Genomic DNA, 24,416 nt, shown 5'->3' with positions numbered 1-24,416 from the left:
ATTTATGTGCTATAATATCCCTAGTTGATTTAAGAATTAATATATCGTATATACGATTTTACGTAGGAGCTATTTATAATGATTGTTTACGATGGGGTGAAAACAGATTTTCTAAAAAGCTGTGAGAATGATTCTATAGCGCTAGAGATAGAACAAAATATTCTTTCAAAAATGGGTAGACATACTCCTAAAGCAGAATTTCGTTCTTGGGAAAACTCACTTAACTATATGTACAAGGTTCTAAATGACGATGAGATTCCTAATGATTCTGGTATAGCTATCGAGTTCAACATTCCTCAGACTTCTAAACGAGTTGATTTCATAATTTCAGGTTACAACGATTCCCATGAACCAAATATGATTATCGTGGAGCTCAAGCAGTGGGATGAGCTTAAAGCGGTGGATGGGGTAGATGCACTTGTTGAAACATATACTGGTGGTGCAGTCAGAAAGGTAGTTCATCCATCGTATCAAGCTTGGAGCTATGCTCAGTTAATCAAAGATTATAATGCGTCAGTTCAGGATAGACGAGTGAAATTACATCCTTGTGCTTGTATGCATAATTATGTTCGTCAGAAAGACGATCCTGTCGATGCAGAACAGTATAAAGACTATTTAGAAGATGCTCCTGTATTTACAAAGGGCCATGCTTCGGATTTACGAAAGTTTATAAAGCAATCAATTGTCTACGGTGATAAGAAAGATATTTTATATCTTGTTGATCATGGCAAGATTCGTCCATCTAAGAGTTTGCAAAATTCCATTGCATCAATGCTTAAGGGCAATAAAGAGTTCATTATGATTGATGAGCAAAAGGTTGCATATGAAGAAATTTTGCGACTTTCATTGATGTGCCAGAAGGATTTTAAGAAACGTACTATTATTGTAAAAGGCGGTCCTGGTACAGGGAAATCTGTTATAGCTGTAAACCTTTTGGCGGAACTTACATTACGAGACCAGATGGTACAGTATGTTTCAAAGAATAGTGCACCACGCCAGGTTTATCTTCAGAAGCTTAAGGGAGAGATGAAGAAAAGCTCTGTTGATAATATGTTCAAGGGCTCAGGTACATATACGGAAACAGGATTGAACGTAGCTCATACGTTGTTGGTTGATGAAGCTCATAGACTGAATGCAAAATCTGGTATGTTCCACAACAAAGGAGAAAATCAGATTAAGGAGATAATTCATTCAGCATACTGCAGTGTGTTCTTTATAGATGAGAGTCAAAGAGTAACAATGGATGACATTGGCTCTGTTGAAGAGATTGAAAAATGGGCTAGAGAAGAAGAGTCAGAATTGTCATATCTTGAATTGCAATCACAGTTTAGATGTAATGGTTCTGATGGATATTTGGCATGGCTTGACGATGTTTTGGATATTCGAGAAACAGCTAACTATGATTTAGAGGGAATAGATTATGACATACGAATTCTAGATTCTCCTATGGAAGTGCGCAAATTGGTTATAGAGAAGAATAAATCTTCTAATCGAGCGCGTATATTAGCTGGCTACTGCTGGGAATGGTTAAAGGCCGAGCAAAACAATACTAATTATCATGATATCAAGATAGATGATTTTGAAATGAGCTGGAATCTTGGTGGAGGCGAACCATTTGCAGTGAGTGATACTTCGGTAAATGAGGTTGGTTGTATTCATACATCTCAGGGGCTGGAGTTTGATTATGTTGGTGTTATCATAGGTGATGATATGCGATATGAGGGTGGAAAAGTTGTTACAGACTTTACTCGTAGAGCTAAGACAGATCAATCACTAAAGGGAATCAAGAAACTTTACAAAGAAGATCCTGAGCTTGCAAATAGTAAGGCAGATGAAATAATCAAAAACACATATAGAACATTGCTCACTAGAGGAATGAAAGGGTGCTATATATATTGTACCGACAAGAATATGGAAGCATATTTAAAGAAAAGGCTTGAAATGTGCCATAAAAATTAGAGAGTCTACGGACTCTCTTTTTCTATGCCTATAAGAAAAATTATATGATATAATTATTTTAGTTTGGTGTTATATTACTCAGGGAGAATAATAGTGGGAAAGTTAGTAAGGGATAAGATTCCACAGATAATCCAGGCTGATGGAAAGAGTCCAATAATTAGGACTTTGTCTGAAGAGGATTACTTGCAGGAATTGGACAAAAAACTAAATGAAGAAGTGGCAGAGTATCAGGCTGACAAATCCATAGAGGAAATGGCTGATGTGTTGGAAGTGCTTTATGCAATATGTGAAGCCAGAGGACACTCTTTGGAGGAGCTTGAGCAAGTACGCAAGGAGAAGTCTGATAAGCGCGGAGCTTTTAAAGAACGTATTTATTGGGAGGGGAACCGCTGATGAATCTGCCATATTCTGATGAACTTCATATCGAATATCTGAGTCGACTTTTTGATAATACTAGCGAGTGCTATAAGTTCTTTTGGTTTAAGGCTATTCTTGAAAAAGTGGTTACTGGCCATACAGAAATAGCATTTGAAGGACTGGTTGATGACATGATTGCTAGTGCCTGGTACATGGTTACAGAGTATCATCTGAACCTTGGACCAAAGGATACGTTGGAAAGTCTGGTCAATCTCATAAAAGATAAGAATCCAAGCTTTACTTCAAATATCAAAAAGCCTGAGCTTATCGCATATTTATCTGAGACGCAGGATAAAGAAATAAATTCAAAGAAGAGAACATTGATATTAAATGTTCCTTATCGTTTACAAGCACCTTTTGTTCCTGGAATAAAGGGGAAAGCTTGGGATGTTCCCAAAGATACACTTATTGAAAATATTAATAGTCACAGTGGCATCATCTATTACTTCCTAGGGTTAAACGGCCTCTCATCCAAAATCATTGTGAAGGATGAATGGGTTAATTACTTTGTGAAGAATCAGGAGATTATTCGAGGCTGGCTTGAGTACAACATGATTCTATATTTGCAAAGAAGAAATCCAAATGTGCCAGGTATTGCTGATAAGCTGTACCCACCACAGGAACGTAAATTGGATGATGTGAAGAAATACTGGAAGCTGATTCTGACTGTATCGCCAGAGCCAGTGGAAGAGATTTATGGCAAGACTATACTGACTCCAAACGATATATCTATAGATCATTTTGTGCCTTGGTCATACGTGGCGCATGATGAGATGTGGAATTTGCATCCGACTACTAGGAGCATCAACAGTTCAAAGAGTAATAACTTGCCTGAGTGGAATACCTACTTTGAACGTTTAGCGGAGCTTGAGTATCGTTCATATAGAATGATGCGTAAATTCGATATAGTCCGTAAGGAGTTTGAGAAGTGCGCCAAGAAGCATTTCAATGATGACAAAATTAAATATCGTATATACGAATCAGAAATAGAGTATGAACAGTTTCAAAAAGAGCTTGAAGCGGTGATACTTCCGGTATATAAGTCGGCACAGAATTGCGGATTTATGGAATGGAAGTATCTAGAAAATGTAAAATTTTAATTTGGTCATTTTTAGTTTAATTTAGTCATTTGAGGGTCAAATGACTAAATTAAAAATTGTGATGACTAAATTGAATTGTGTTAAAGCAGGGAGATTATATGGAAACTAGACGCAGATTATTTGAAATCATTGAGGTGGCAAAGGAAAATGACAGGGTGAGTGATATTTATGACACCTTTATGTTGCTTGTTATTGTGATAAGTATAATTCCTTTGGCCTTTACATCTACAAATATTGTTTTCAATATTATAGATAAAGTCTCAGCAATTATTTTTATAATTGATTATTTGGTTAGAATGGCAACCGCCGACTATAAGCTAAATCGAGGTCTGAAATCTTTTGTAATGTATCCATTTACACCTATGGCAATTATTGATTTGGTTTCTATTTTGCCATCAATAACTGTAATTAATAGTGGGTGGAGACTTCTGAAAATCTTTAGGTTGTTTAGAACATTAAGAGTGTTTAGGGTGTTCAAAGTAGTTAGATATTCTAAAAGCATTCATATTTTTATCAAGGTATTCCAAAAGCAAAGAGAAGCTTTTATTACAATTATGGGAATAGCCATTGTGTATATTTTAGTTGCAGCATTGGTAATTCTCAACGTTGAGCCAGAAACATTTGGAGATTATTTTCATGCAGTTTATTGGGCGACAATTTCATTAACTACAATGGGATATGGAGATATATATCCTGTATCTGCTGTCGGACAACTGATAACTATGATTAGTTCTTTTATAGGTATTGCAATTGTTGCAATGCCAGCTGGAGTTATTACAGCTGGGTTTATGGAAGAGCTTAGTAAGCACAATAATAATTTGAATTAGAAAGAAAAGATATGGGGGAAGAAAAAATATTTTTTTTTAGTAAAGGTGGATTGGATAAACATTGGATTTATGGAAATAAATTGAACTATAATCTCAGTTGCGATTTTATTCAAAAACTAAATTACGATTATGAGGACTATATCGAATATACGAATCCTAGAAATATAAAAGGGCGGAAGGATGTTTATTATATGGTCCAAGTGGCAGTATGGATAATGGATACTTGCGAAGCATTTGAAAAACTGATAGAACCGCAATTATTGGCAAATTTTGTCTTTTCAGAAACAGATAAAATGATGTCTATTCAAAAGTATTTAAAGGCAATCCGATCTGCGCTTGTTGCACATCCTTTAAGTACGAATAGACATCCTAATTATGGATTTAATGGGGATTTTATATCCATAGATATCGGTTATCCCAAAAAACAAATTTTTTTTGAAGTTTTTAAAAACAAGTTTTCTGTGATTACTTTGGCTGGTATTGTGCCAGCAAAAAGTTTCAGGGATTGCGATTTTTGTATTACAGGGTATCGAAAAGATAAAGGGGCAGAGTTTTATGAGCACATAGGTTTTAACAAATCGGATATTGATACTTGCGTAAAACTATATAAACAAAAAATGTATGAATTGGATGTATATATGAAAAAAATGAAGAGAAAGGATTGGTGGTAGTGTTAAGCTTGAAAATATATAAATAATATAGAATTGAGGGGGTTTTATGAAGATTATTAGTATGACATGTCCTAGTTGTGGGGCATCAATTCAGGTAGATTCAGACAAGAAAAATTCAAATTGTAATTACTGTGGAAATCCACTTTTTACAGACTATAATAATTCTGAAGAAGCAATTAATAATACAAAAGATATAGGAACCAGTAATTCTAATGCTCAGTTTGGAAGGGCAGAACAACCTAAAAAAAGAAAAACATGGTTATGGGTTTTGGGATGGCTATTTGTATTTCCTGTGCCTCTTACAATGTTAGTTGTAAGAAGCAAAAAGCTTAGCAAGCCAATAAAAATCACAATAATTGCCGTAGGCATAATTCTATATATGTTAATTGCATTTATTGGAAACAGTTCTAGTGATTCAAATGATTTATCTTCAGACGGAGTTACAAATAATATTAAAGAATTTTCTATTTATAAAGATGAATTTGAAGTTGTTGAAGGAGAGAGCACAACAGCTTCTAGTATTAATGTTAAAGTAAAGGATAGAGATTCCTTTTCTCCAGAAGATGTAGTATTTAAAAGTGATAACGAAAACGTTGCAACTATAAGATATGAACGAGATGCAATGACAACTACATTATATTATGTTATCGATGGTGTAGCACCAGGTGAAACTGAAGTTTACGCAACATCAAAAGATGGGACAATTGAATCTGAGCATATCAAAGTAGTTGTAAAGGATGATGGCTTGATTGATCCAGAATCAATTGAGTTGCAAACAGAAAAAACTGTTTTAGGATTAGGTGGAACCACATATATATCAATCATCACTACTCCAGAAAATGCGTCGGTAAAAAATGTCAATTGGAGTTCAAGTGATGAAAATGTAATAACCATAGATGAAAATGGCTGTGCAAAAGCAGTAGCTGCTGGGAGTGCAACCATAACTGCAACAGTGCAAGGAAATATTCAGAATTCGTGTGATTTATCTGTTGATGAAAACATGAGAGCAATGAAGGTAAATGTTCAACGCTCTCGTTTGAGTTCAAATAATATAGGTAGTGATTGGTCCTATTCTGATCAAATTGATGGTGAAAATGTATCTGGCACGAAAGAGATTTCTGTGGGGGATACAATTACATTTTATTCTAAGTATGTTGAATCAGATGAGAATCCAGACGTTGGTCAAGGTTCAGCAACTCATATAGTTACAGCAGAAGATTTACAAAATGGATTTTCAGAAACAATCGATTTTTATGTAACTGAAAATGGCGGAAAAAATAGTGGGCAGAGTGTACATTTTTCTGTTACATATAATTTTACAATAGAGTAGTGAGGACATAAAAATGGGAATGCGATTCAGAAAATCTGTAAAAATCTGTAAAGGTGTTAGAGTGAATTTTTCAAAGTCTGGCGCAAGCTTGTCTTTGGGCGGACAAGGACATTCTCTGAATGTTGGTGGACGTGGAGCTAGAGCTACGGTAGGAATACCAGGAACGGGGTTGTCGTATAGTAAAAGTCTTACTAGCGGTCATAGGTCAAAATCTTCAAGAGGATATCACAATTCAACATCTGCTAATAGAGAAACCGGAGCAGCAGTTCCAAGTCAGGTGCAGCTTGTGATGAATGCTGAAGGAAGAGTTGAAATTAGAGATAAAAATGGTGCGCTAATTACAGATCAGTCTGTAATCAGAAAGATTAAAGCTACAGATTCCTATAAGAATATGGTGCGGAATCTTGAGACTCAACGCCAAGAAAAATTAGATGAAATTTATAATAATTCTATAGATGATAATAGTAAGTTTATTGATATATATAAAATGTCTCCACAGGTAGACAATGAAGAACAATATATCAATATCTTAAATAGTTTACGACCACCTGTCTATGTTAAAAAAGAATTTGAAATTATATATCCTACAGAAGAGCACATCCGAAATATTCTTATTGCAGAAGCCAGGGAAAATGTTAAGGGGAATATCTTTAATGTTGGAAAATTGCGTAGGGAATATGTTACAGCTAATCTTCAAAATCGATTAAACACGGCTATCGCAGATTGGGAACAAAAAAAGTCTCAATTTGATATGGAAGAAGCTGCTAATGAGGTTTCTCAGAATGAAAGATTTAACACTGAATTCATAGCTAATAAGCAGTATCTGATTAATTTAATTAATGGAGAAGATGAAGAAGTAACTAATACGGTTGAATCATGGATTTCTTCTTGCGAATTACCAGTAGAGATAGATGTTGATTATGATTGGCATAAAGCAGCGCATATAATGTATTTAGATGTAGATTTACCTGAAATTGAGGATATTCCAAATCAAGAGATAGTTAGATTAACAAGTGGTAATCTCAAAGAAAAGAAAAAGTCTCAAGCTACTCTCAAGCAGGAATATGTAAATTTAGTATTCGGATTGGCGATTTTCATTTCTGCTAATGTTTTCAATGCTAGTCCGAGCATTAAAGGAATAACTATTTCGGGATACACTCAGCGGCGTAATAAAGACGGAGACATTAATGATGAGTATGTTTATTCGATAAAATTTGTACGAGATATATTTGAAAGTAGCATCTTGAAAAATGTAGATCCAAGAGACTTTTGCATGAGATTTGAAAATCGTTGCAATATTACGAGTAGCATGTTAATGAAAAAGATTGAGCCATATGCTGCGGAGGATGGCTATGCTTCAACTGATAGTCGCCCAGTGAATAAAACTGCTTTATATATTGAGAATAATGTACAAGCCAGCGATTATATAAGCAATGAGATTGTAGAAAACAGTATCACTGATATCAAATCGCGAGAGCAACTTATTATGCAGTCATTTGCAAATAGTTTGGAACAAAATAATCTTGCTATTTCTTATAAAACAAAGAGGCTAAATGATGGAAGTTTAGAGGTCTCATATAAAGGGAGAGTTTTAGGCGCTATCAATGTAGAAAACAACAATCATTATATTACATACCAAATGGGAAACAGCGGTAAGTACAAACAATTTGATGGCGAAGACAACGAATTGGCTGAAAATACTGCAAAATGGATTAGATATATTCTGAATTATATATAGAAACGGCTTGATTAGGAGGATATATTACATGGCAAAAAATGCAAAGGAAATATTAAAATTTTTATTTCCGGAATATCAAATTAAAGTGGCCATAGATGAACATGGATTTATTGCAAAATCAGAAAATAACGTGCGTGAAAAGGAAATCTCAGAACAGATTATCAGGCAAAACAATGTTCAGCAAATAACAACACCTTCATATTCTCCTGTGCAAACGCCACTCCCTAAAGTGAATTCGTCTTCATGTACTTCTGGCATATCAAAAACATCAACTAAGGCATATGCTCCGATAAAGGAAGATTCAAAACTTGTATCAAAAGCGAATGATGCGTTTGAGGGCTTAGATGATGCACTAAAGGAGTATTGGGTTGGCTCAAAAAATGATTGCATTTCTATTTGTAAGGCTTTTAAACGTCCATATGTTAAAGGATTTGATAACAAGAAGCCTAAGAATACAATTTTAATTATAGGTGAGGAAAGTAGAGGAAAAATATATTCAATTAAGTGCATCAGTGACTTACTAAAGAAAAAGAAAATATTTAGATATTCTGAAGTTGCAGTTATGAATCTAATTGATTATACAGCTGACACTTCAAATGGATTATTCCTTAGCGATTTATATAAAGTGTTAAACAGTAACACTGAGACGGTCGCTTTTGAAAATATTGATAAAGCAACCCTGCCCCAGCTTGATATTATTTATCAGCTCATTGTTGAAGGTTCATACAAGTTATCAAAACGTTATATGGTAAACAATGGTAGCTTAATTGAAGCAACAGGAGTACTAAATACAGAACTGATATCGGATATTGTATCTAATGGAAAATTCTTCGTATTGACCACGACTGTCGCCCAAGAAAAAATAGTTTCTATTCTAGGAAATAAGATTGTCAAAGAACTAGGAGATGTAATTGTTCTTGATTCAATTAACGAAGAACAAGTAAAAGATTTAGCATACACTTTATGTATAAATATGGCTGGTAAATGCCGCAATAATTTACACATTAAAGTAGAATTTGATGATTCTCTTGTTAATGAATTGGCAAAGCATTATCGGGTAAATCAAGGAGTTAAGGCCTTAGCTGATTATATAGACGATAACCTATACGAAACTCTTGCAGAAATGAAGCTTCAAGAAAAATTGTGGGATGATGAAAAAGCAAGATTAACATACGATAATGGGTATTGTGTGCTGTTGATGGGCGGAGAAATTATAAGGGTATCTGATTATAAAAAGAATTTTAATTCAATGGAACTAGAAGATGCTCGTAAAGAGTTAAATCAAGTTATAGGACTATCAGGGGTTAAAGAGTATGTTTTGAATCTTGAAAACAACTATAAAGTTCAACAGATGCGAGAAGGGAAAGGTTTGAAGAAATCTGACGTCTCTATGCATATGATCTTTGTCGGTAATCCAGGAACAGGTAAAACTACAATAGCAAGAATTGTTGCTAAATATTTAAAAGCGATAGGAGTACTTTCATCTGGTCACTTATGTGAGGTTACTCGAGCAGATTTGGTTGGTCAATATGCTGGTCACACAGCTGTTAAAACTACAGATGTGATAAAGAGCGCTATTGGCGGAGTTCTATTTATTGATGAAGCATATTCTTTATGTAGAGGAAAAGAGGATATTTTTGGGTTAGAAGCTATAGATGCACTTGTAAAAGGAATGGAAGATAATAGAGATGATCTTGTCGTAATATTAGCTGGTTATAATGATGAAATGCAGGAGTTCTTGAAATCAAATAGTGGTTTAAAGTCACGATTCCCTAATATAGTGCAATTTGAGGATTATACTATTGATGAAATGCTACAGATTGCAAATGTAACAGCAAATGCAAAAGGATACAAGATATCTACTACATGTACTGAAGGTTTGCAACGCATTTTCGAAAAACATCAAATAAAAGGGAAAAATGACAGTGGCAATGGTAGATTAGTAAGAAATATCATTGAAGAAGCGATTTTAAATCAATCTCAAAGAATTATAAAAAATCCAGAGGATGATATTGAATTATTAATACCATCAGATTTTGGATTAGATAAAACAGTAGAATTTGATTTAGAAAAAGAGCTTTCAAAAATTATAGGTCTTGATAACGTAAAAGATTTTGTTCGTACTCAGTACAAAATGTGTTTAGCTAGAGAAAAACGATTGAAAGCAGATATTGATGTAGATACATCACAAGCTTTAAATATGATATTTTCCGGCAACCCAGGAACAGGTAAAACTACGATTGCACGTGTTGTTGCAGATATGTTCAAATCAATGGGAATATTAAAGTCGGGCCAGTTAATTGAGACGGATAAAACTGGTCTAATTGCTGAATATGTTGGACAAACTGCAAAGAAAACTGAAGATGTATTTAAAAGCGCATTAGGTGGAGTTTTATTTATTGATGAAGCATACTCAATTACAAATGACGGGGGTAGTTTTGGGCAGGAGTGCATAGATACGCTTGTTAAACTTATAGAAGACTATAAAGGCGAGATAATAGTAATCCTAGCTGGTTATACAAAAGAAATGCATGATTTTCTCAAAGGAAACTCTGGTCTTGAATCCAGATTTCCACTAAGAATAGACTTCCCTGATTATACTGAAGGAGAGTTATTCAAAATAGGAAAGCAAATGATTAATACTCGTGGTTTTTCTATTACACAAGAAGCTGAAAAAGTATTTGAGGAAGAGATAATCAACTTAAAAAAACATTCTACTCAGTCTTCTGGAAATGGCAGAATGGTGCGTAATTATATTGAAGATATCATCCGTAGGCAAAGTTCTCGAATAGCTGAAGAAGATGTTACAGGTGTAGACTTAACGCAAATTATTCCAGAAGATATTAAGTCTTTAAATAATGTATCCAACGAATATGATTTGGAAAAAGAACTATCTAAAGTCATTGGTCTTGAATCTGTTAAAAAGTATATTCGTAGTCTAAATGCACGCTTACTAATGCAGACCGAAAGGAAACGTGCTGGACTAAAAACAGATTCAACTCAAACAATGCATATGATTTTTGCTGGTAACCCTGGAACTGGTAAAACCATGATGGCTCGAACTGTTGCAGATGTTCTGTATCATATGAATGTCATTCAATCAAATAAATTGATAGAAACAGATCGTTCAGGGCTAGTAGCTGGATATGTAGGACAAACAGCAATAAAAACGCGACAGGTGATTGAAACTGCATTAGGTGGGGTCTTATTTATTGATGAAGCATATTCACTTGCTCAAGGTGGTGAAAATGATTTTGGACAAGAAGCAATAGATACGCTTGTAAAAATGATGGATGATAACAGAGATAGGCTTGTCGTTATTCTAGCTGGATATACTGAGGATATGAATTATTTTCTAAGCAAAAATGCAGGTTTGCAATCACGCTTTGCGAACATAATAGAATTCCCTGACTATAATACAGATGAGCTTCTTCAAATTGCAGATAATATGTATTCGGAACAAGGATATACATTGAATAATGAAGCAAAAGCCGTTCTGAGAGAAAAACTAGATGTTGCGCGACAAAATAAACAATTTGGAAATGGTAGATATGTCAGAAATGTATTTGAAAGATCACTTAATAATCAAGCATTGAGACTTAGTACAGATACTAATTTAACAAAAGAAGAGCTTGTTACTATTACAAAAGATGACCTACAGGAGGCATAGATATATGAAAGAGATTATTTTTAATATAATAGCTGCAATTTGGTTTATCGCCGTCCTTTTAGGTACATTATTTTTTGGTACAATATTTACGGTTATGGTTTTCTTTTTTGATATAGTGCAAATGCTGAAAACAGGCTTTTCTGTATCGCCAATAGGATTTGTTTTTTGCTTTATTTTTGGATTAGTATTCGCGATTACAGGATTTGTTCCAGTTTTTAGAAGATGCTACTATAAATTGCCTTGGCTTTATCCATATTGCGTAATGTTGACAATGAATCTGTTTATTATTTCAATTGCCGAAAGTATTCTTGCTAAAGGCTTTTCGGTGATTAGTACTCCACGGCATATTATTACGGTGATATTAATGTTGGTTCAGGTTATCGGCTGTCGAATAGCCATGAGTGTATACTTTAATAAATATCCAATGATTTTGCACAAATATGATAGAGCAGCATAGGAGGAATTCTGATGGACGAAATACGCCAAAATAATTCAAATTCAGATCTCGTAGATGAAAAAAAAATAAGTGATGTACACTCCAATAACTATATCCCATTGGAAGATGAACATGAGTATATTAATGATTTACCAACGGATTCTTCAAATAAATATGAGACAAATGAATCAAAGTTTACAAAAAGAATCAAGCGTGGTGCGGGTATTTTTTTAGCAGTTGGAATAATAACTATGATAGCATATGCCACTATAGGTTCGAGTTCCTCAGTCAATACAAGCGCTGATGCCAAAGCTGCATTAGAAACACATATGTCAACAACACTTACAGCAGGTACTAGAATTTTAGCAAAAGATGAAACCTATATTGGAGGGGATCTTACTATTACACATTCATCCAACGAAGATGAAACAACAATATATGTATGGGATTACGCAGCAGAAGATGGGGATTATGTCCAAATAACAGTAGATGGAACCCCTTTAGGAGACCCTTTTATGATTAAGAATACACCAGTAACATTTTCTGTACCTACTACAGGAGAAATAACTGTAATCGGCACTAGAGATGGAGGTGGAGGCATCACTTATGGTGTTTATTACGAGGTAAATCAAACTACTTATTTTAATGGTATGAATCAGGGTGGTGATAATACATATACATTGATACGAGAGTAATTGTGCTATTGTTTTAGATGTAAACTTTGACATTTTAGAGGATAAATGGTTTATGAGAAAAGTATTAAATTTTATTTTCTGGATTTTTTCGATATTGGATATAGTTATTGCCCTAGCGTATTTTACTGTTCAAGTATCTGCGGGCATACCTTTTTTCATTGCTGCCATCGTTATAAATCCTATTTTACACAAATTAATTCAAGAAAATATTAAGCATCTGAATCCTTTAATTTATTTTCTAGTAGCATTTGTTTTTATTATCTTTGGGTTTGCCGTAGCACCAGTAATTGAAAATGAAGACTCTGAACAAATTGTTACTGAGGAAGACGTTGAAACTGCGAGTATACCAACAAAAGAAGATGTCAAATCAACAACTGATTCATCAAATACAATTAATAATTCAGTGGATTCAACAGAAGAAGCTACACCTGATAATAACTCAGATGAAGAGGAAATTGTTTTATATGAACCATGCAAAAATATTAATAGTTTTCTAGTAAGGTATAATGAAAAAGTAATAACCGATTATGCCATTACTTCAGATAATGTTGGAATTAGTGAGGCTAGTATTTCTTCAGCGAAATATCATGCACAGGCATATTTTGGTACTATGTATGCCAATATATTTAGTTCTTCGGGAACAGGGCAGATATCTGTGGATTTGAGTGGAAATACAAATTTAGTTGATGCCAGGGCTGAATTAGAAGGAATCTGCTTAGCAATAGAAGATGAATTATCCGATGACGAATTAGAAAATATTTATCAGATATTATTAGATGGGAAGTATACAAATAATTATCAAGGATACAAAATTGGAAAATTAAATATTTATGGCTATACTAAGACATCAGATGGAACTAATGGATATGTAGAGTGGAACATTATAGGTGAAGATTTAGATTGGTTGGATTAGTGTAGTTGTCTTAAATATCAATAAGAAATGTATATGGGAGGAATTATATCATGAATGTAAAGAAAATAATAGAATGGATAGGAGTAGCTTGTTTTGCTATGTTGGCATTGGCAGCATTTGCATTAGGAGGGATAGTAAGTGGAATTATTTTCTTGCTAATTGCTTTTATCTGTTCACCATTTAGAGGTTTACTGTTAAATCTTTTACCTGAGAAATTCAATAATAAGGTAATAACAATTGTTGCTGCAGTTGTATTATCTTTTTCTGCTTTAATTGGGATTCCTACAGATTCAAGTGAGCCAGTTGGGGAAACCACAGAGAAATCAGTAGAAAAAGAAACAACTAAAGAAGTTGCAACTGTTGAGGAAAAAGATTCAGATGAAGCTAATTCAGAAACAAGTACAGAATCAGTTGAAGACGTGGCTTCGGATGCTTCAACTATTCAAGAATCCGAAGAAAAAGAAGAGTCTAAAACAGAATCTAAGGCAGAAACAGATGCAACTTCAAATACTGCGAATTCAAATAATCAAGAAGCTGTAGCAAGTACACAAACAGAAGAATCTGCTTCTATTCAAACACCAGCAAATGACGTTTCAAACAATCAAGAATCAACCAATAATCAATCAACAGCTTCAGCAAATACTGGCAATGCAAATAATTTTTCAACTGGAACAGCCCCAGTATCTGGTAGTTATTATATAGTCAATAGTACAAATGGTAAGGTACATACTTCTTCGTGTAGTCGATTACCAGATAATGATCATCAGATAATATACAACACAAAAGAAGAAGTTTTGAATGCAGGCTATAGCGACCCTTGTGGTATATGTAAACCTTGGTAGTTATCTAATAATGTAATAATAAACAGTGTATAAGAGGATACTTTTAAGAGAGTATCCTCTTTGATGTATGAGGAATATCGAATGCAGACAACAAAAAAGTTCTTACAAGAAGAATTTCCGGATATAGCAAAACTATGGCATCCTACGGCTAATGGAAATCTCACTCCAGGAGATGTAACACCATATTCAAATAAAATTGTATATTGGACATGCGACAGTAACCATCTATATCCACGTTCTGTATATTCTCAAACATCCAAAGGGCACAATTGTCCTGTATGCAATGGGAAACTACTTGTTAGGGGAACCAATGATCTTAAAACTAAATTTCCAGACGTGGCTGCGGAATGGGATTATTCGCTTAATGATGATGATCCACAAAACTATTCATATATATCACGAAAAGTGGTTAATTGGAAATGTGTAACCTGTGGTCACGAATGGCGAAGGGCAATAGGGGATAGATGTATTCATGGGAGTTGTTGCCCTCAATGCGCAAATAAAAAAAGATGGCAAACAAGATATAGTAATATGGTTCTAGGTATCACGGACCCAGCTTTACTTGAAGAATGGGATTATGAATTAAATGAAAAAGGGCCTGAATGCTATACTCCCAAGAGCAATGCGACTGTATTTTGGCATTGTAAAAAGTGTGGATATCGCTATCCTGCAAAAATATCAAATAAAGCTAATGGGCGAAAGTGTGCCTGCTGCCAAAGGAAAATAGTTGTACCAGGAAAAAACGATTTAGCCACAACCCATCCTAATTTGGCGAAAGAATGGGACTATGAGAGGAACGAAAATCTCACTCCCCAAATGGTTTTATACGGTACAAGGAAAAAAGTATATTGGAAATGTCCAGCTGGCCATAGCTACCCTGCCGCAATAAATCATAGAACTTCCTATGGGCATGAAACAAATTGTCCTATTTGTAATAGTGGTAGACAAACATCTTTTGCCGAGCAAGCAGTATTTTTTTATGTAAAAAAATATTTTCCTGATGCTATTAATCGTTATAAAGATATATTCAATAATGGTATGGAACTAGATATTTTTATTCCGTCAATTAGAATAGCGATAGAATATGATGGCGAAGCTTGGCATAAAAAAGACAAACGTGAACGAGAGAAAAAGAAATGGGAGATATGTAAAAAAAATAATATTCGTCTTATACGTCTAGTTGAAAAAATGAGCCCTGGAGAATGGATACAGGCAGATGAAGGATTCTCTATCGAAGATGGTCCTATGTATGAACCTGAGCAATTGGAAAAAGTAATTCGCTTTTTATTAGACAAATTACAATTTTATCTTCCAACAAGAAAACTATTTGATATAAATATAAAACGAGATGAGCCTACTATAAGAAAATATATGACAATAATAAAAGGCTCTTTGAAGGAAAAATACCCTCTTATTGCAAATGAGTGGAATTATGAACTTAATGGTAATCTGACACCAGATAAAGTCAAACCAGGTTCCGATATCATGGTATGGTGGACGTGCCCGGATTGTCGAAATATATATCAAGCTACTGTAAGTCATAGAACTGGGAAAAAACCTACTGGTTGTCCTAAATGTAGCATAAAGAAAAATGCAATGGCAAAGTCGCGTGCTGTTGAAATGATAGATCTAGATTCTGAAAAAGTAATACAGGAATTTGTTTCACTATCAGAAGCGTCTAGAAAAATGAACATTAGTCAGGGAAATATCGGCTCTGTTTGTAGAGGAGGCACTGGACGAACCCAGGCAGGTGGATATGGTTGGAGATACAAAAAATAATACTTAGAAATTATTTATGCTGATGTTGATATAGGGAGATTATGTAATCATATATGCTTGGCCTCATTGAGGACAGGCAATTTTTTAGGATAGTGTGTACAGGAGGGTAATTCTGTATATAAGGGGATAGAAAATTAATAATTATATAAACTTGAAACGAGGACCAAAATGCTAATATACAACGGAACGAAAATGGATTTCATGCATGATACAGAGAATGACTTACTAGAGAATAAGTTGTATGAAACAATAAAGAAAAAGATGAATAGAACTACAGGATTGAGTGAGCTTAATTCATGGAGAAATTCCCTAAAAGAAATGTATATTACCATGAATGATTCAGAAATCCCAAACGATGTAGGTGTAGCTATTGAATATAACATTCCACAGACTTCAAAAAGAATTGACTTTATGATTTCAGGATTAGATAAAGATAATAAAGGGAATGTTGTAATAATCGAGTTGAAACAATGGGAAGAACTTACGGCAATCAAAAGTCAGGATTGCATCGTAGAAACTTTTATCGGTAAAGCCGATAGAAGAGTTCCTCATCCAAGTTATCAGGCGTGGTCTTATGCAGCGTTAATAAAGGATTACAATGAATTTGTACAGGAGAAGGAGATAAAACTACATCCATGTGCATATTTACATAATTATCCTCGCAAAGCTAATGATCCGATTGATGCGGAACAATATCAAGAAATTTTGGATGAAGCTCCTGCATTTACTTATGGTCAGCGTGAGCAGTTAAAGAATTTTATAAAGAGCAATATTAAAAAGGGGGAATATGACCAGACCCTTTTAAGAATCGATAATGGAAAGATTAAGCCTTCAAAACAGCTCCAGGATTCAATTGCCAGCATGCTTAAAGGTAATCAAGAATTTGTAATGTTGGATGATCAAAAAGTTGTTTATGAAGAGATTCTGGAAAACTCTCTCAAATCTCAAAAAGATAGAAATAAAAGAACAATTATTGTACAAGGTGGTCCTGGAACAGGAAAGACAGTAGTAGCAATTAATCTATTAGCGGAACTTACAAAAAGAAATCAGTTTGCACAGTATGTAACTAAGAATGCCGAAGTACGAAAAGTGTATTCATACAAACTAAAGGGCTCTTTTAAAAAGAAGAGTGTTGATTTGTTGTTCACTGGGTCAGGAAGTTTTACAAGTGCTCCTAATAATTCTGTGGGAACTATTATTGCTGATGAAGCGCATCGTTTAAACGAAAAGTCCGGCATGTTCCAAAATCTTGGCGAGAATCAAATTAAAGAAATCATTCATGCGGCAGCATGTAGCGTATTCTTTATAGATGAAAGTCAAAGGGTGACTACAAAGGATATAGGTAGTGTTGCTGAAATAGAAAAATGGGCTGAGTTGGAAGGCTCTGAAGTTACAAAGATGGAGCTTACATCTCAATTTAGATGTAATGGTTCAGATGGTTATCTAGCATGGTTAGATAATGTTTTAGAAATAAGAGATACAGCAAATTTCGATTTGGACGATATAGATTATGATATCCGTATTTGCGATACACCTTTTGAACTTGAACATTGGGTAGTAGATAAAAATCACCTTAGAAATCGGGCTAGAATTCTTGCTGGGTATTGTTGGAATTGGCCTAAGACAACAAGAAGTGATTCATCATATCATGACATCCAAATAGGTAATTACGGTATTAGTTGGAACCTTGATAATGGTGATGCGTTTGCCGTTAATGAAGAATCAGTACATGAAGCTGGATGTATTCATACTTCACAAGGTTTGGAATTCGATTACGTTGGAGTAATAATAGGTGATGACATGCGATATGAAAATGGTCATGTTATTACTGACTTTACAAAAAGAGCAGATACTGATTCTTCAATGAAGGGCATAAAGACGTTGAATTCAAAACATCCTGCTGAAGCTCAAAAGATTTCAGATGAGATTATTAAGAATACTTATAGAACACTTATGACTAGAGGAATGAAGGGATGCTATGTATATTGCACTAATCAAGCCTTAGCTCGTTATTTAAAGCAACAGTTGAAACAAGAGGTATAGAAAAGTATATGAACATACAAATCTTCGGCACGAAGAAGTGCAACGATACAAAGAAAGCAGAGCGTTTTTTCAAAGAGCGTGGCATCAAATATCAGTTTATCGATATGAAAGAAAAAGGCATGAGCAAGGGTGAGCTTACATCTGTTGCTTCTGCTAATGGTGGTATCGCAAATATGGTTAACGTAAATGCGAAGGACCAGGATGCTGTTGCTTTGTTTCAGCATATTACTGATGAGGACAAGTTGGAGAAGCTTCTTGAATCACAGCATATTATTAAGACTCCAGTTGTGCGAAATGGAAAGCAGTCTACACTTGGCTATCAGCCTGATGTATGGAAAAAGTGGGAGTAGAACTACTATAAATGTAGTGAAAAATAGAGACTTAAAATGTCATGAGTAGGGGGAATATAAAATGTGGGAGATGGATTACGATGCGGCAGCATCACATTGGGAAAAGAAGGATGCGGACTCTGTTCATATGGAGCCAGCAGCATTAAAAGAAAAGATTGAAGCTTTTATCGGTGCTCATAATACATGTGCATTGGCTACAGCTTCTATGGATTGCGTGCGCAACACACCTATTGAATATAACTATGTAGATGTAAACTTTTACTTTTTCTCAGAGGGTGGCTTGAAGTTCAGAGGGCTGAAGGAGAATAAGAATGTGGGTATTGCCATTTTTGAACCTTACGGTGGTTTTGGTCAGCTGAAAAGTTTGCAGGTGCAGGGAGTGGCGTCTATGGTGGAGCCATTTTCGGATGAGTATCTGAAACTTATGGAGCACAAGAAGATCCCTGTGGAGGTTATGAAGAAGTTGCCGCAACCTATGAATTTGATTAAGGTTGAGCCATCTTCATTTGACTATCTGGATTCAGAGTTGAAGAAGGATGGGTTCGGGAGTAGGCAGCACTTGGATGTATAGAACCAGGCGATTAATACAAGTGCTAATTATTATAAGGAGCACTATACAAGAGATTTTGAAATAAAGGCTACTGATATAGGTATTGTAAATGGTCCGTTTGAGGACGATGTTCTAAAATTATACACATTGATTTGATAATATATAAGAGCTTAATTGTTTATCATTATGATTTTCATTTAAGCTCTTATTGTTATTTTATCAAGATGTATGAGTAGTTATTATTATTGGAGTAAATAGAAATGGTTGAGGGTCTATTAACTATTATTCTTTCTTTAGGGCTATTTGTTTGGTTTAGTTCATTACTCGAAAAAAAAGCTTACAAATTAAATAATAATTCCAATAGAGTTATTGAAAGAAAGGTTATTCTTGATTCTCATTTAAAATATGAGGTTGAGATTACTGAGAAAGAAATATATGCCAAAGTAATAGGGCATATAGATTTTGATATGAATCCATTATTAAATATTCCCGAAAGAATAAACGGGATACCAATTGTTAGTATTGGGGATGGAGCGTTTGAGAATGATAACAATATTGATACTGTTAATATATCAAATACTATTGAAGAAATTGGTACTAGGGCATTTGCAAATAGTTCTATAAGAAAAATAATAATAAATGAAGAAAACAGCATTAGAATAATTGCTGATGGTGCATTCTATTGGTGCAAGAATCTTTACATTGATATGTTTTGCAATCTTCATAATATTTACATAGGCAGGGAGGCATTTAACTATGTAAAGCTTGGTGATATTGTGTTAAATGATACATATGAGTTTACTTGTGGTTCCTTCAAAGGTGCACTAATAGATAGTTTAAAAATTGACATTAGTGGAGAAGAGCTTCCTAAAGAGGCATTCATGTTTTCTTCTGTAAAAAGTGTTCATATAAATGGTCAAACGATTAAAAAGATTTGTTCGGATTGTTTCAGTGGATGTTCAAAGTTAGAGAAAATCCTTATTCCTGATTCGGTTAATTATATAGATGATGATGCTTTTGAAATTAAGGAAACAGCATTTGTTCATAGAAAAGATGGGGAAATAGACTTGAGATATAATCCTATTCATAGGAGTTCGATTACAAAGGCGATATTTTATTGTAACGCTGGTTCTTATGCTCAATCATATGCACAGAATAAAAAAATTAAATGTCGTCCATATGGTGAATTCTTTCAATAATAGAGATAAAAATCGCATATTTAAGATAGATGTTATAATTAACTAATATTTAAATTATAAAAAATGCATGAGGGCAAAGACAATTTTCAAATTCTATAGAAAATGGAGATAAGATAGGGAATTTTTGACTGGTTACTATACTAAAGAGAAGCGTGTCGTTGGTGTTAAGCGGATTATTGGACATAGTAATTAATAAGTTTGATATTTGGAATGGTTTCGTTGAGGTATATTGTGCGGGATAATTCGGGGTTTGGAGGAAACTCTTTATTTGATTCAAATCATGATGGCCATATAGATGCTTTCGAAGCAGATCAGGCTGAATGCTTTTTACATGACTGTGATACATATGATCAGATTGCTTTTAAATCAAGCGGCAGTGATGGGGATAAATCGACTACAAGATACTCTAACAGCTTGAAAGTTGAAAGAATACATGATAAAGAAGTTGTTAACATGGCGTTCTTGAAGCAACTTGGTATTGTTGTTGCTTCTATAGTTGCTGGAATCATAGCCATACTAGTTATCTGGAAAATTATAGATGCTCCTTATGCAGCATATGAAAAATCATTAGCCCGCTTGCAAGGAAGTATTCAAAATATAGATTACGATAAATATGTAGCTCAAAACGATTGGCTATTTTCTATATCAACTACTAGAGCAGAATTTGAAAGTGACAAATATAAATATGATGCGGGAGAGGAAGTTACTCAGAATAATAGTGTCTATGTTGATGGAGTATACGATGTAGGATTTGAGAAGCAATCCAGTAAAGCACAGGCATTACTTATGTGCTCAATGTGTAATCAAGTAATTCAAGAGGCTGAAGATATTTATCATAACAGTGATTATTATGAAAAATACGGTAAGCTATTAGAAGCTGGTGAGACAGTTCCATTTAGAAAGGATGTTACTATTGTAGGTTATGAGACAGAATATCGATTGCAAGTAGGTACTCTTGATGGGGACTACTTTCTAACAATGCGTTCAAATGGTGAGGGCAATTTTGTTTCAAAGACATATATTAATGACCAAGAATATTACTACAAATATGATTTGCGATACACAGATGGGGAGCTTACTACATTTAAGTTACAATCCTATGATACTCCTTATGGATATGGTTATTTCTTTGATGACGGGGAATTAATTTCACATACGAAGAGCAATTCGAACAGCAGTAGCAATGATGCATCATCTTATAGTAATAATTCTTATAGTAATCGTGATTCTTATAATAGCGGAAGATATAAGGATGCAGACAGTTTTGCTGAAGACTATTATGAGGAATTTTATGATTATGATGATTACGAAGACGATGAAGATGCTTATGATGAAGCAGTGGATTATTGGAACGATTGGAATGATTAGATAGTTTAGAGGTGTTTATGAGATATAAAATTAGACAGGTTGAGGTTGTTGAATATGTACTTGAGGCTGATAATGTGAATGAAGTAAATGAGTTTATACAATGTCACACTTCAAGGGAATTGCGAGCTGTATACCCAGATTTAGATACAATATATTCTGCTGAAATACTTGAGAAAACGGTTATGCCAGCCAATTTTAGATACTCGGATAATATTCCGATGATTCCTGATGAGTGGCCTGATTACTATCAAAAGAGCTATTTGCCTGATGAGGATGATCCTGATATACCGTTTAATTAAAGCAATGTTGATAGTCTTATAAGGCAATAAATCGCTTGTTGCTGCTTTACACATAACTTATAATAAAATCGATATTAGGAAAAGGAGGTAGTTGCCTATGTACAATTACTCAAACTTCCTCCACAATGTGGAGGCCTAATCTCGATTCGCGGGTTGAAGCGAAGCTTGCCCGCTCTTATATATTAGCTGCAGGGCTTGCTCTGCAGCACTTTTTAAATTCTATCGGCGAAGCCGATTACAATCCTTCCTTGCTCGCGTTAGCGAGTGGTCTGTGGAGCTCGGGCAGACCTGGCCCTGGAAGGGCCTGCTAGGAATGGTACAATAATAAAAACAAGGAAAAAGGCATGAGTTGGAGAAGCTTCTTGAATCACAGCAGATTATCAAGACTCCAGTTGTGAGAAATGGAAAGCAGTCTACACTTGGCTATCAGCCTGATGTTTGGAAGAAGTGGGAGTAATATGGCAGAAGAGATTTTTGACATCGTGGATGAAAACGGGCAGCCTATGGGCGAAACAGTGACCAGATCACAGGCGCATGCTGAGGGCATTAGACATAGAACAGCACACATATGGGTGGTTCGTGAAAATGGAGATAAGACAGAGGTTCTTTTACAGAAGAGAGCTATGAATAAGGATTCTTTTCCGGGCAGATATGACACTTCATCAGCTGGGCATATTCAGGCTGGGGATGAGCCATTGGAATCTGCTGTTAGAGAATTGCATTCGTCTATATCTATGACGAGGAGGTAGGAATCGATAACCTTACCATTCAAAAGGAAGAGCTGGACAGTGTAGAGTGGTTCGACCTAGAGGAAGTGTATCAGGCATGCCAGCCACCAAGGGATGAGAAATTCTGTGTTCCTATGGGCGGGCTTGAGATGATTCGTAAATACGTTCTACAGACATTCGCACAATAAATATCTCTAAAATAATGTGCGAATGCTCATATTTTATTGACATTCACACATTATTCGATATAAAATTAATGTGCGAAAGGTGGTGGAGAAATGAGCAATATTATTGATAAATTAATTGCAGAATCGACAGATGGCCTTGTAAAAGTAACTGATGTTGAAGCTTATGGCGGAGATCGTCGAGCATTAAAATCTTATGTAAATAACAATAAACTGATGAGAGTCGGTCGAGGACTATATCAGATTACAGATCAATGGGAAGATGATTTATATATTCTTAGCGTAAAATATTCCAAGGGTATAGTGTCTCATGAGACAGCATTATACATTCATGGATTTACAGATCGAACTCCTGCTATATATTCATTTACATTTCCTCAGGGCTATAATGCACCATCTTTAAAAAATGAAAACGTGATTATAAAAAGAGTAGTACAAGAAAAATACTCTTTAGGATTGAGTGATGCACTGTCGTTCAGTGGGAATCCAATTCGAGTCTATAATATAGAAAGAACTTTGTGCGATATTGTTAGGGGCGAAGGTTCTGATATTCAAATTGTTCTTGACGCAATGAAGAGATATGCAAAATATGAAAATAAAAATATCAATCTTTTAATGGATTACGCAGAACAATTACATGTTAAGAAAAAGATTTTGCGATATATGGAGGTACTACTATGAAAAACATCGGCGAAGCCGATTACAATCCTTCCTTACTCGCGTCAGCGAGTGGTCTGTGGAGCTCGGGCAGACCTGGCCCTGGAAGGGCCTGCTAGGAATGGTACAATTATACATGAGGGGGATTTTTTCATGAAAACATTTATTATTTATTATTCCCATGAGGGAAATACAGATTTTGTTGCTAAAAAAATTGCGGATAAGATAGGTGCTGATAAATTAAGATTAGTTCCTGTTAAAAAGTATCCAGAAAAAGGATTTGCAAAATTCTTCTGGGGTGGGAAGAGTGCTGTTATGGCAGAAACTCCTGATTTGGAACCATATTCTATAGATTTAGCTTCTTATGAGCAGATAGTATTTGGTTTTCCGGTTTGGGCTAGCAATATTACTCCACCACTTAGAACATTTATAAAAGAGAACCCTGGGATTAAGGAAAAGAGAATTGCAGCATTTGCATGTCAAAGTGGAGCTGGTGCAGAGAAAGCCTTTGGAAAATTGAAGGAGAGCATTGGGATAGATTCGCTTGCTGCTACACTTATTCTTATTGATCCAAAGGACAAGCCTAGTGATGATAATGATAAAAAAATAGAAGATTTTTGTAAGGAAATCTTTTAAGGTGAAAAATATAGAAAAGCAGTA

At 34.8% G+C, this 24,416-nt stretch carries 22 protein-coding genes and 1 pseudogene; all 23 read left to right on the top strand.

Annotated features, from left to right (window positions below):
* Nucleotides 1-78 precede the first annotated feature (78 nt).
* Nucleotides 79-1,959 (top strand): DUF2075 domain-containing protein, encoded by a 1,881-nt coding sequence (locus BO15_RS0110720; protein ID WP_033154311.1) that lies wholly within the window; start codon nt 79-81, stop codon nt 1,957-1,959.
* 93 nt (nt 1,960-2,052) lie between these two features.
* On the top strand, nt 2,053-2,352 hold the full coding sequence (locus BO15_RS0110715; protein ID WP_330372028.1) for a nucleoside triphosphate pyrophosphohydrolase: 300 nt from the start codon (nt 2,053-2,055) through the stop codon (nt 2,350-2,352).
* Complete coding sequence (locus tag BO15_RS0110710) at nt 2,352-3,476, top strand: HNH endonuclease domain-containing protein (RefSeq protein WP_033154310.1); 1,125 nt, start codon at nt 2,352-2,354, stop codon at nt 3,474-3,476. Before BO15_RS0110715 ends, BO15_RS0110710 begins: the two co-directional genes overlap by 1 nt.
* Before the next feature lie 98 nt (nt 3,477-3,574).
* Nucleotides 3,575-4,303, top strand: coding sequence for an ion transporter (locus BO15_RS0110705; RefSeq protein ID WP_033154309.1), 729 nt, complete (start codon nt 3,575-3,577; stop codon nt 4,301-4,303).
* 11 nt (nt 4,304-4,314) lie between these two features.
* Nucleotides 4,315-4,974 carry a hypothetical protein gene (locus tag BO15_RS0110700; RefSeq protein ID WP_033154308.1) on the top strand — a complete coding sequence of 220 codons (660 nt, stop codon included), beginning with the start codon at nt 4,315-4,317 and terminating at the stop codon, nt 4,972-4,974.
* Between the two features lie 46 nt (nt 4,975-5,020).
* On the top strand, nt 5,021-6,304 hold the full coding sequence (locus tag BO15_RS12890) for an Ig-like domain-containing protein (protein ID WP_036978900.1): 1,284 nt from the start codon (nt 5,021-5,023) through the stop codon (nt 6,302-6,304).
* A gap of 13 nt (nt 6,305-6,317) precedes the next feature.
* Nucleotides 6,318-8,042 carry a DUF4236 domain-containing protein gene (locus BO15_RS13315; protein ID WP_052169893.1) on the top strand — a complete coding sequence of 575 codons (1,725 nt, stop codon included), beginning with the start codon at nt 6,318-6,320 and terminating at the stop codon, nt 8,040-8,042.
* Between the two features lie 28 nt (nt 8,043-8,070).
* Nucleotides 8,071-11,712 (top strand): AAA family ATPase, encoded by a 3,642-nt coding sequence (locus tag BO15_RS0110685; protein ID WP_033154307.1) that lies wholly within the window; start codon nt 8,071-8,073, stop codon nt 11,710-11,712.
* A gap of 4 nt (nt 11,713-11,716) precedes the next feature.
* Nucleotides 11,717-12,169 (top strand): hypothetical protein, encoded by a 453-nt coding sequence (locus BO15_RS0110680; protein WP_052169892.1) that lies wholly within the window; start codon nt 11,717-11,719, stop codon nt 12,167-12,169.
* A gap of 11 nt (nt 12,170-12,180) precedes the next feature.
* A complete protein-coding gene (locus BO15_RS0110675) occupies nt 12,181-12,843 on the top strand; it encodes a hypothetical protein (protein ID WP_033154306.1) in 663 nt (220 codons plus the stop codon).
* 52 nt (nt 12,844-12,895) lie between these two features.
* Nucleotides 12,896-13,756, top strand: coding sequence for a hypothetical protein (locus BO15_RS0110670; RefSeq protein WP_033154305.1), 861 nt, complete (start codon nt 12,896-12,898; stop codon nt 13,754-13,756).
* Nucleotides 13,757-13,806: 50 nt separating this feature from the next.
* Nucleotides 13,807-14,598, top strand: a complete 792-nt coding sequence (locus BO15_RS0110665) for a hypothetical protein (RefSeq protein ID WP_033154304.1) — start codon at nt 13,807-13,809, stop codon at nt 14,596-14,598.
* A gap of 81 nt (nt 14,599-14,679) precedes the next feature.
* Nucleotides 14,680-16,377 carry a zinc-ribbon domain-containing protein gene (locus BO15_RS0110660; protein WP_033154303.1) on the top strand — a complete coding sequence of 566 codons (1,698 nt, stop codon included), beginning with the start codon at nt 14,680-14,682 and terminating at the stop codon, nt 16,375-16,377.
* 168 nt (nt 16,378-16,545) lie between these two features.
* Nucleotides 16,546-18,420, top strand: coding sequence for a DUF2075 domain-containing protein (locus BO15_RS0110655; protein ID WP_033154302.1), 1,875 nt, complete (start codon nt 16,546-16,548; stop codon nt 18,418-18,420).
* A gap of 8 nt (nt 18,421-18,428) precedes the next feature.
* Nucleotides 18,429-18,770 (top strand): arsenate reductase family protein, encoded by a 342-nt coding sequence (locus BO15_RS0110650; protein WP_033154301.1) that lies wholly within the window; start codon nt 18,429-18,431, stop codon nt 18,768-18,770.
* A 61-nt stretch (nt 18,771-18,831) separates the two neighbouring features.
* On the top strand, nt 18,832-19,341 hold the full coding sequence (locus BO15_RS0110645; protein WP_033154300.1) for a pyridoxamine 5'-phosphate oxidase family protein: 510 nt from the start codon (nt 18,832-18,834) through the stop codon (nt 19,339-19,341).
* A gap of 239 nt (nt 19,342-19,580) precedes the next feature.
* A complete protein-coding gene (locus BO15_RS0110640; protein WP_033154299.1) occupies nt 19,581-20,519 on the top strand; it encodes a leucine-rich repeat domain-containing protein in 939 nt (312 codons plus the stop codon).
* 231 nt (nt 20,520-20,750) lie between these two features.
* The gene (locus BO15_RS0110635; protein WP_033154298.1) at nt 20,751-21,887 is read left to right on the top strand and encodes a hypothetical protein; all 1,137 of its coding nucleotides are present in this window, start codon (nt 20,751-20,753) and stop codon (nt 21,885-21,887) included.
* Between the two features lie 17 nt (nt 21,888-21,904).
* A complete protein-coding gene (locus BO15_RS0110630) occupies nt 21,905-22,186 on the top strand; it encodes a hypothetical protein (RefSeq protein WP_033154297.1) in 282 nt (93 codons plus the stop codon).
* A gap of 346 nt (nt 22,187-22,532) precedes the next feature.
* Nucleotides 22,533-22,643: pseudogene (locus tag BO15_RS13910) on the top strand (arsenate reductase family protein); the annotation flags it as partial.
* A gap of 1 nt (nt 22,644) precedes the next feature.
* Nucleotides 22,645-22,935, top strand: a complete 291-nt coding sequence (locus BO15_RS13875) for an NUDIX hydrolase (protein WP_330372027.1) — start codon at nt 22,645-22,647, stop codon at nt 22,933-22,935.
* Between the two features lie 257 nt (nt 22,936-23,192).
* Nucleotides 23,193-23,780 (top strand): type IV toxin-antitoxin system AbiEi family antitoxin domain-containing protein, encoded by a 588-nt coding sequence (locus BO15_RS0110615; protein ID WP_033154296.1) that lies wholly within the window; start codon nt 23,193-23,195, stop codon nt 23,778-23,780.
* Nucleotides 23,781-23,909: 129 nt separating this feature from the next.
* Nucleotides 23,910-24,392 carry a flavodoxin family protein gene (locus tag BO15_RS0110610; RefSeq protein WP_033154295.1) on the top strand — a complete coding sequence of 161 codons (483 nt, stop codon included), beginning with the start codon at nt 23,910-23,912 and terminating at the stop codon, nt 24,390-24,392.
* The last annotated feature ends 24 nt before the right edge of the window (nt 24,393-24,416 follow it).

Source organism: Pseudobutyrivibrio ruminis HUN009, assembly GCF_000703005.1.
GTDB classification, from domain to species: domain Bacteria; phylum Bacillota; class Clostridia; order Lachnospirales; family Lachnospiraceae; genus Pseudobutyrivibrio; species Pseudobutyrivibrio ruminis_A.
This window is presented reverse-complemented; position numbering and strand designations above follow the sequence as displayed.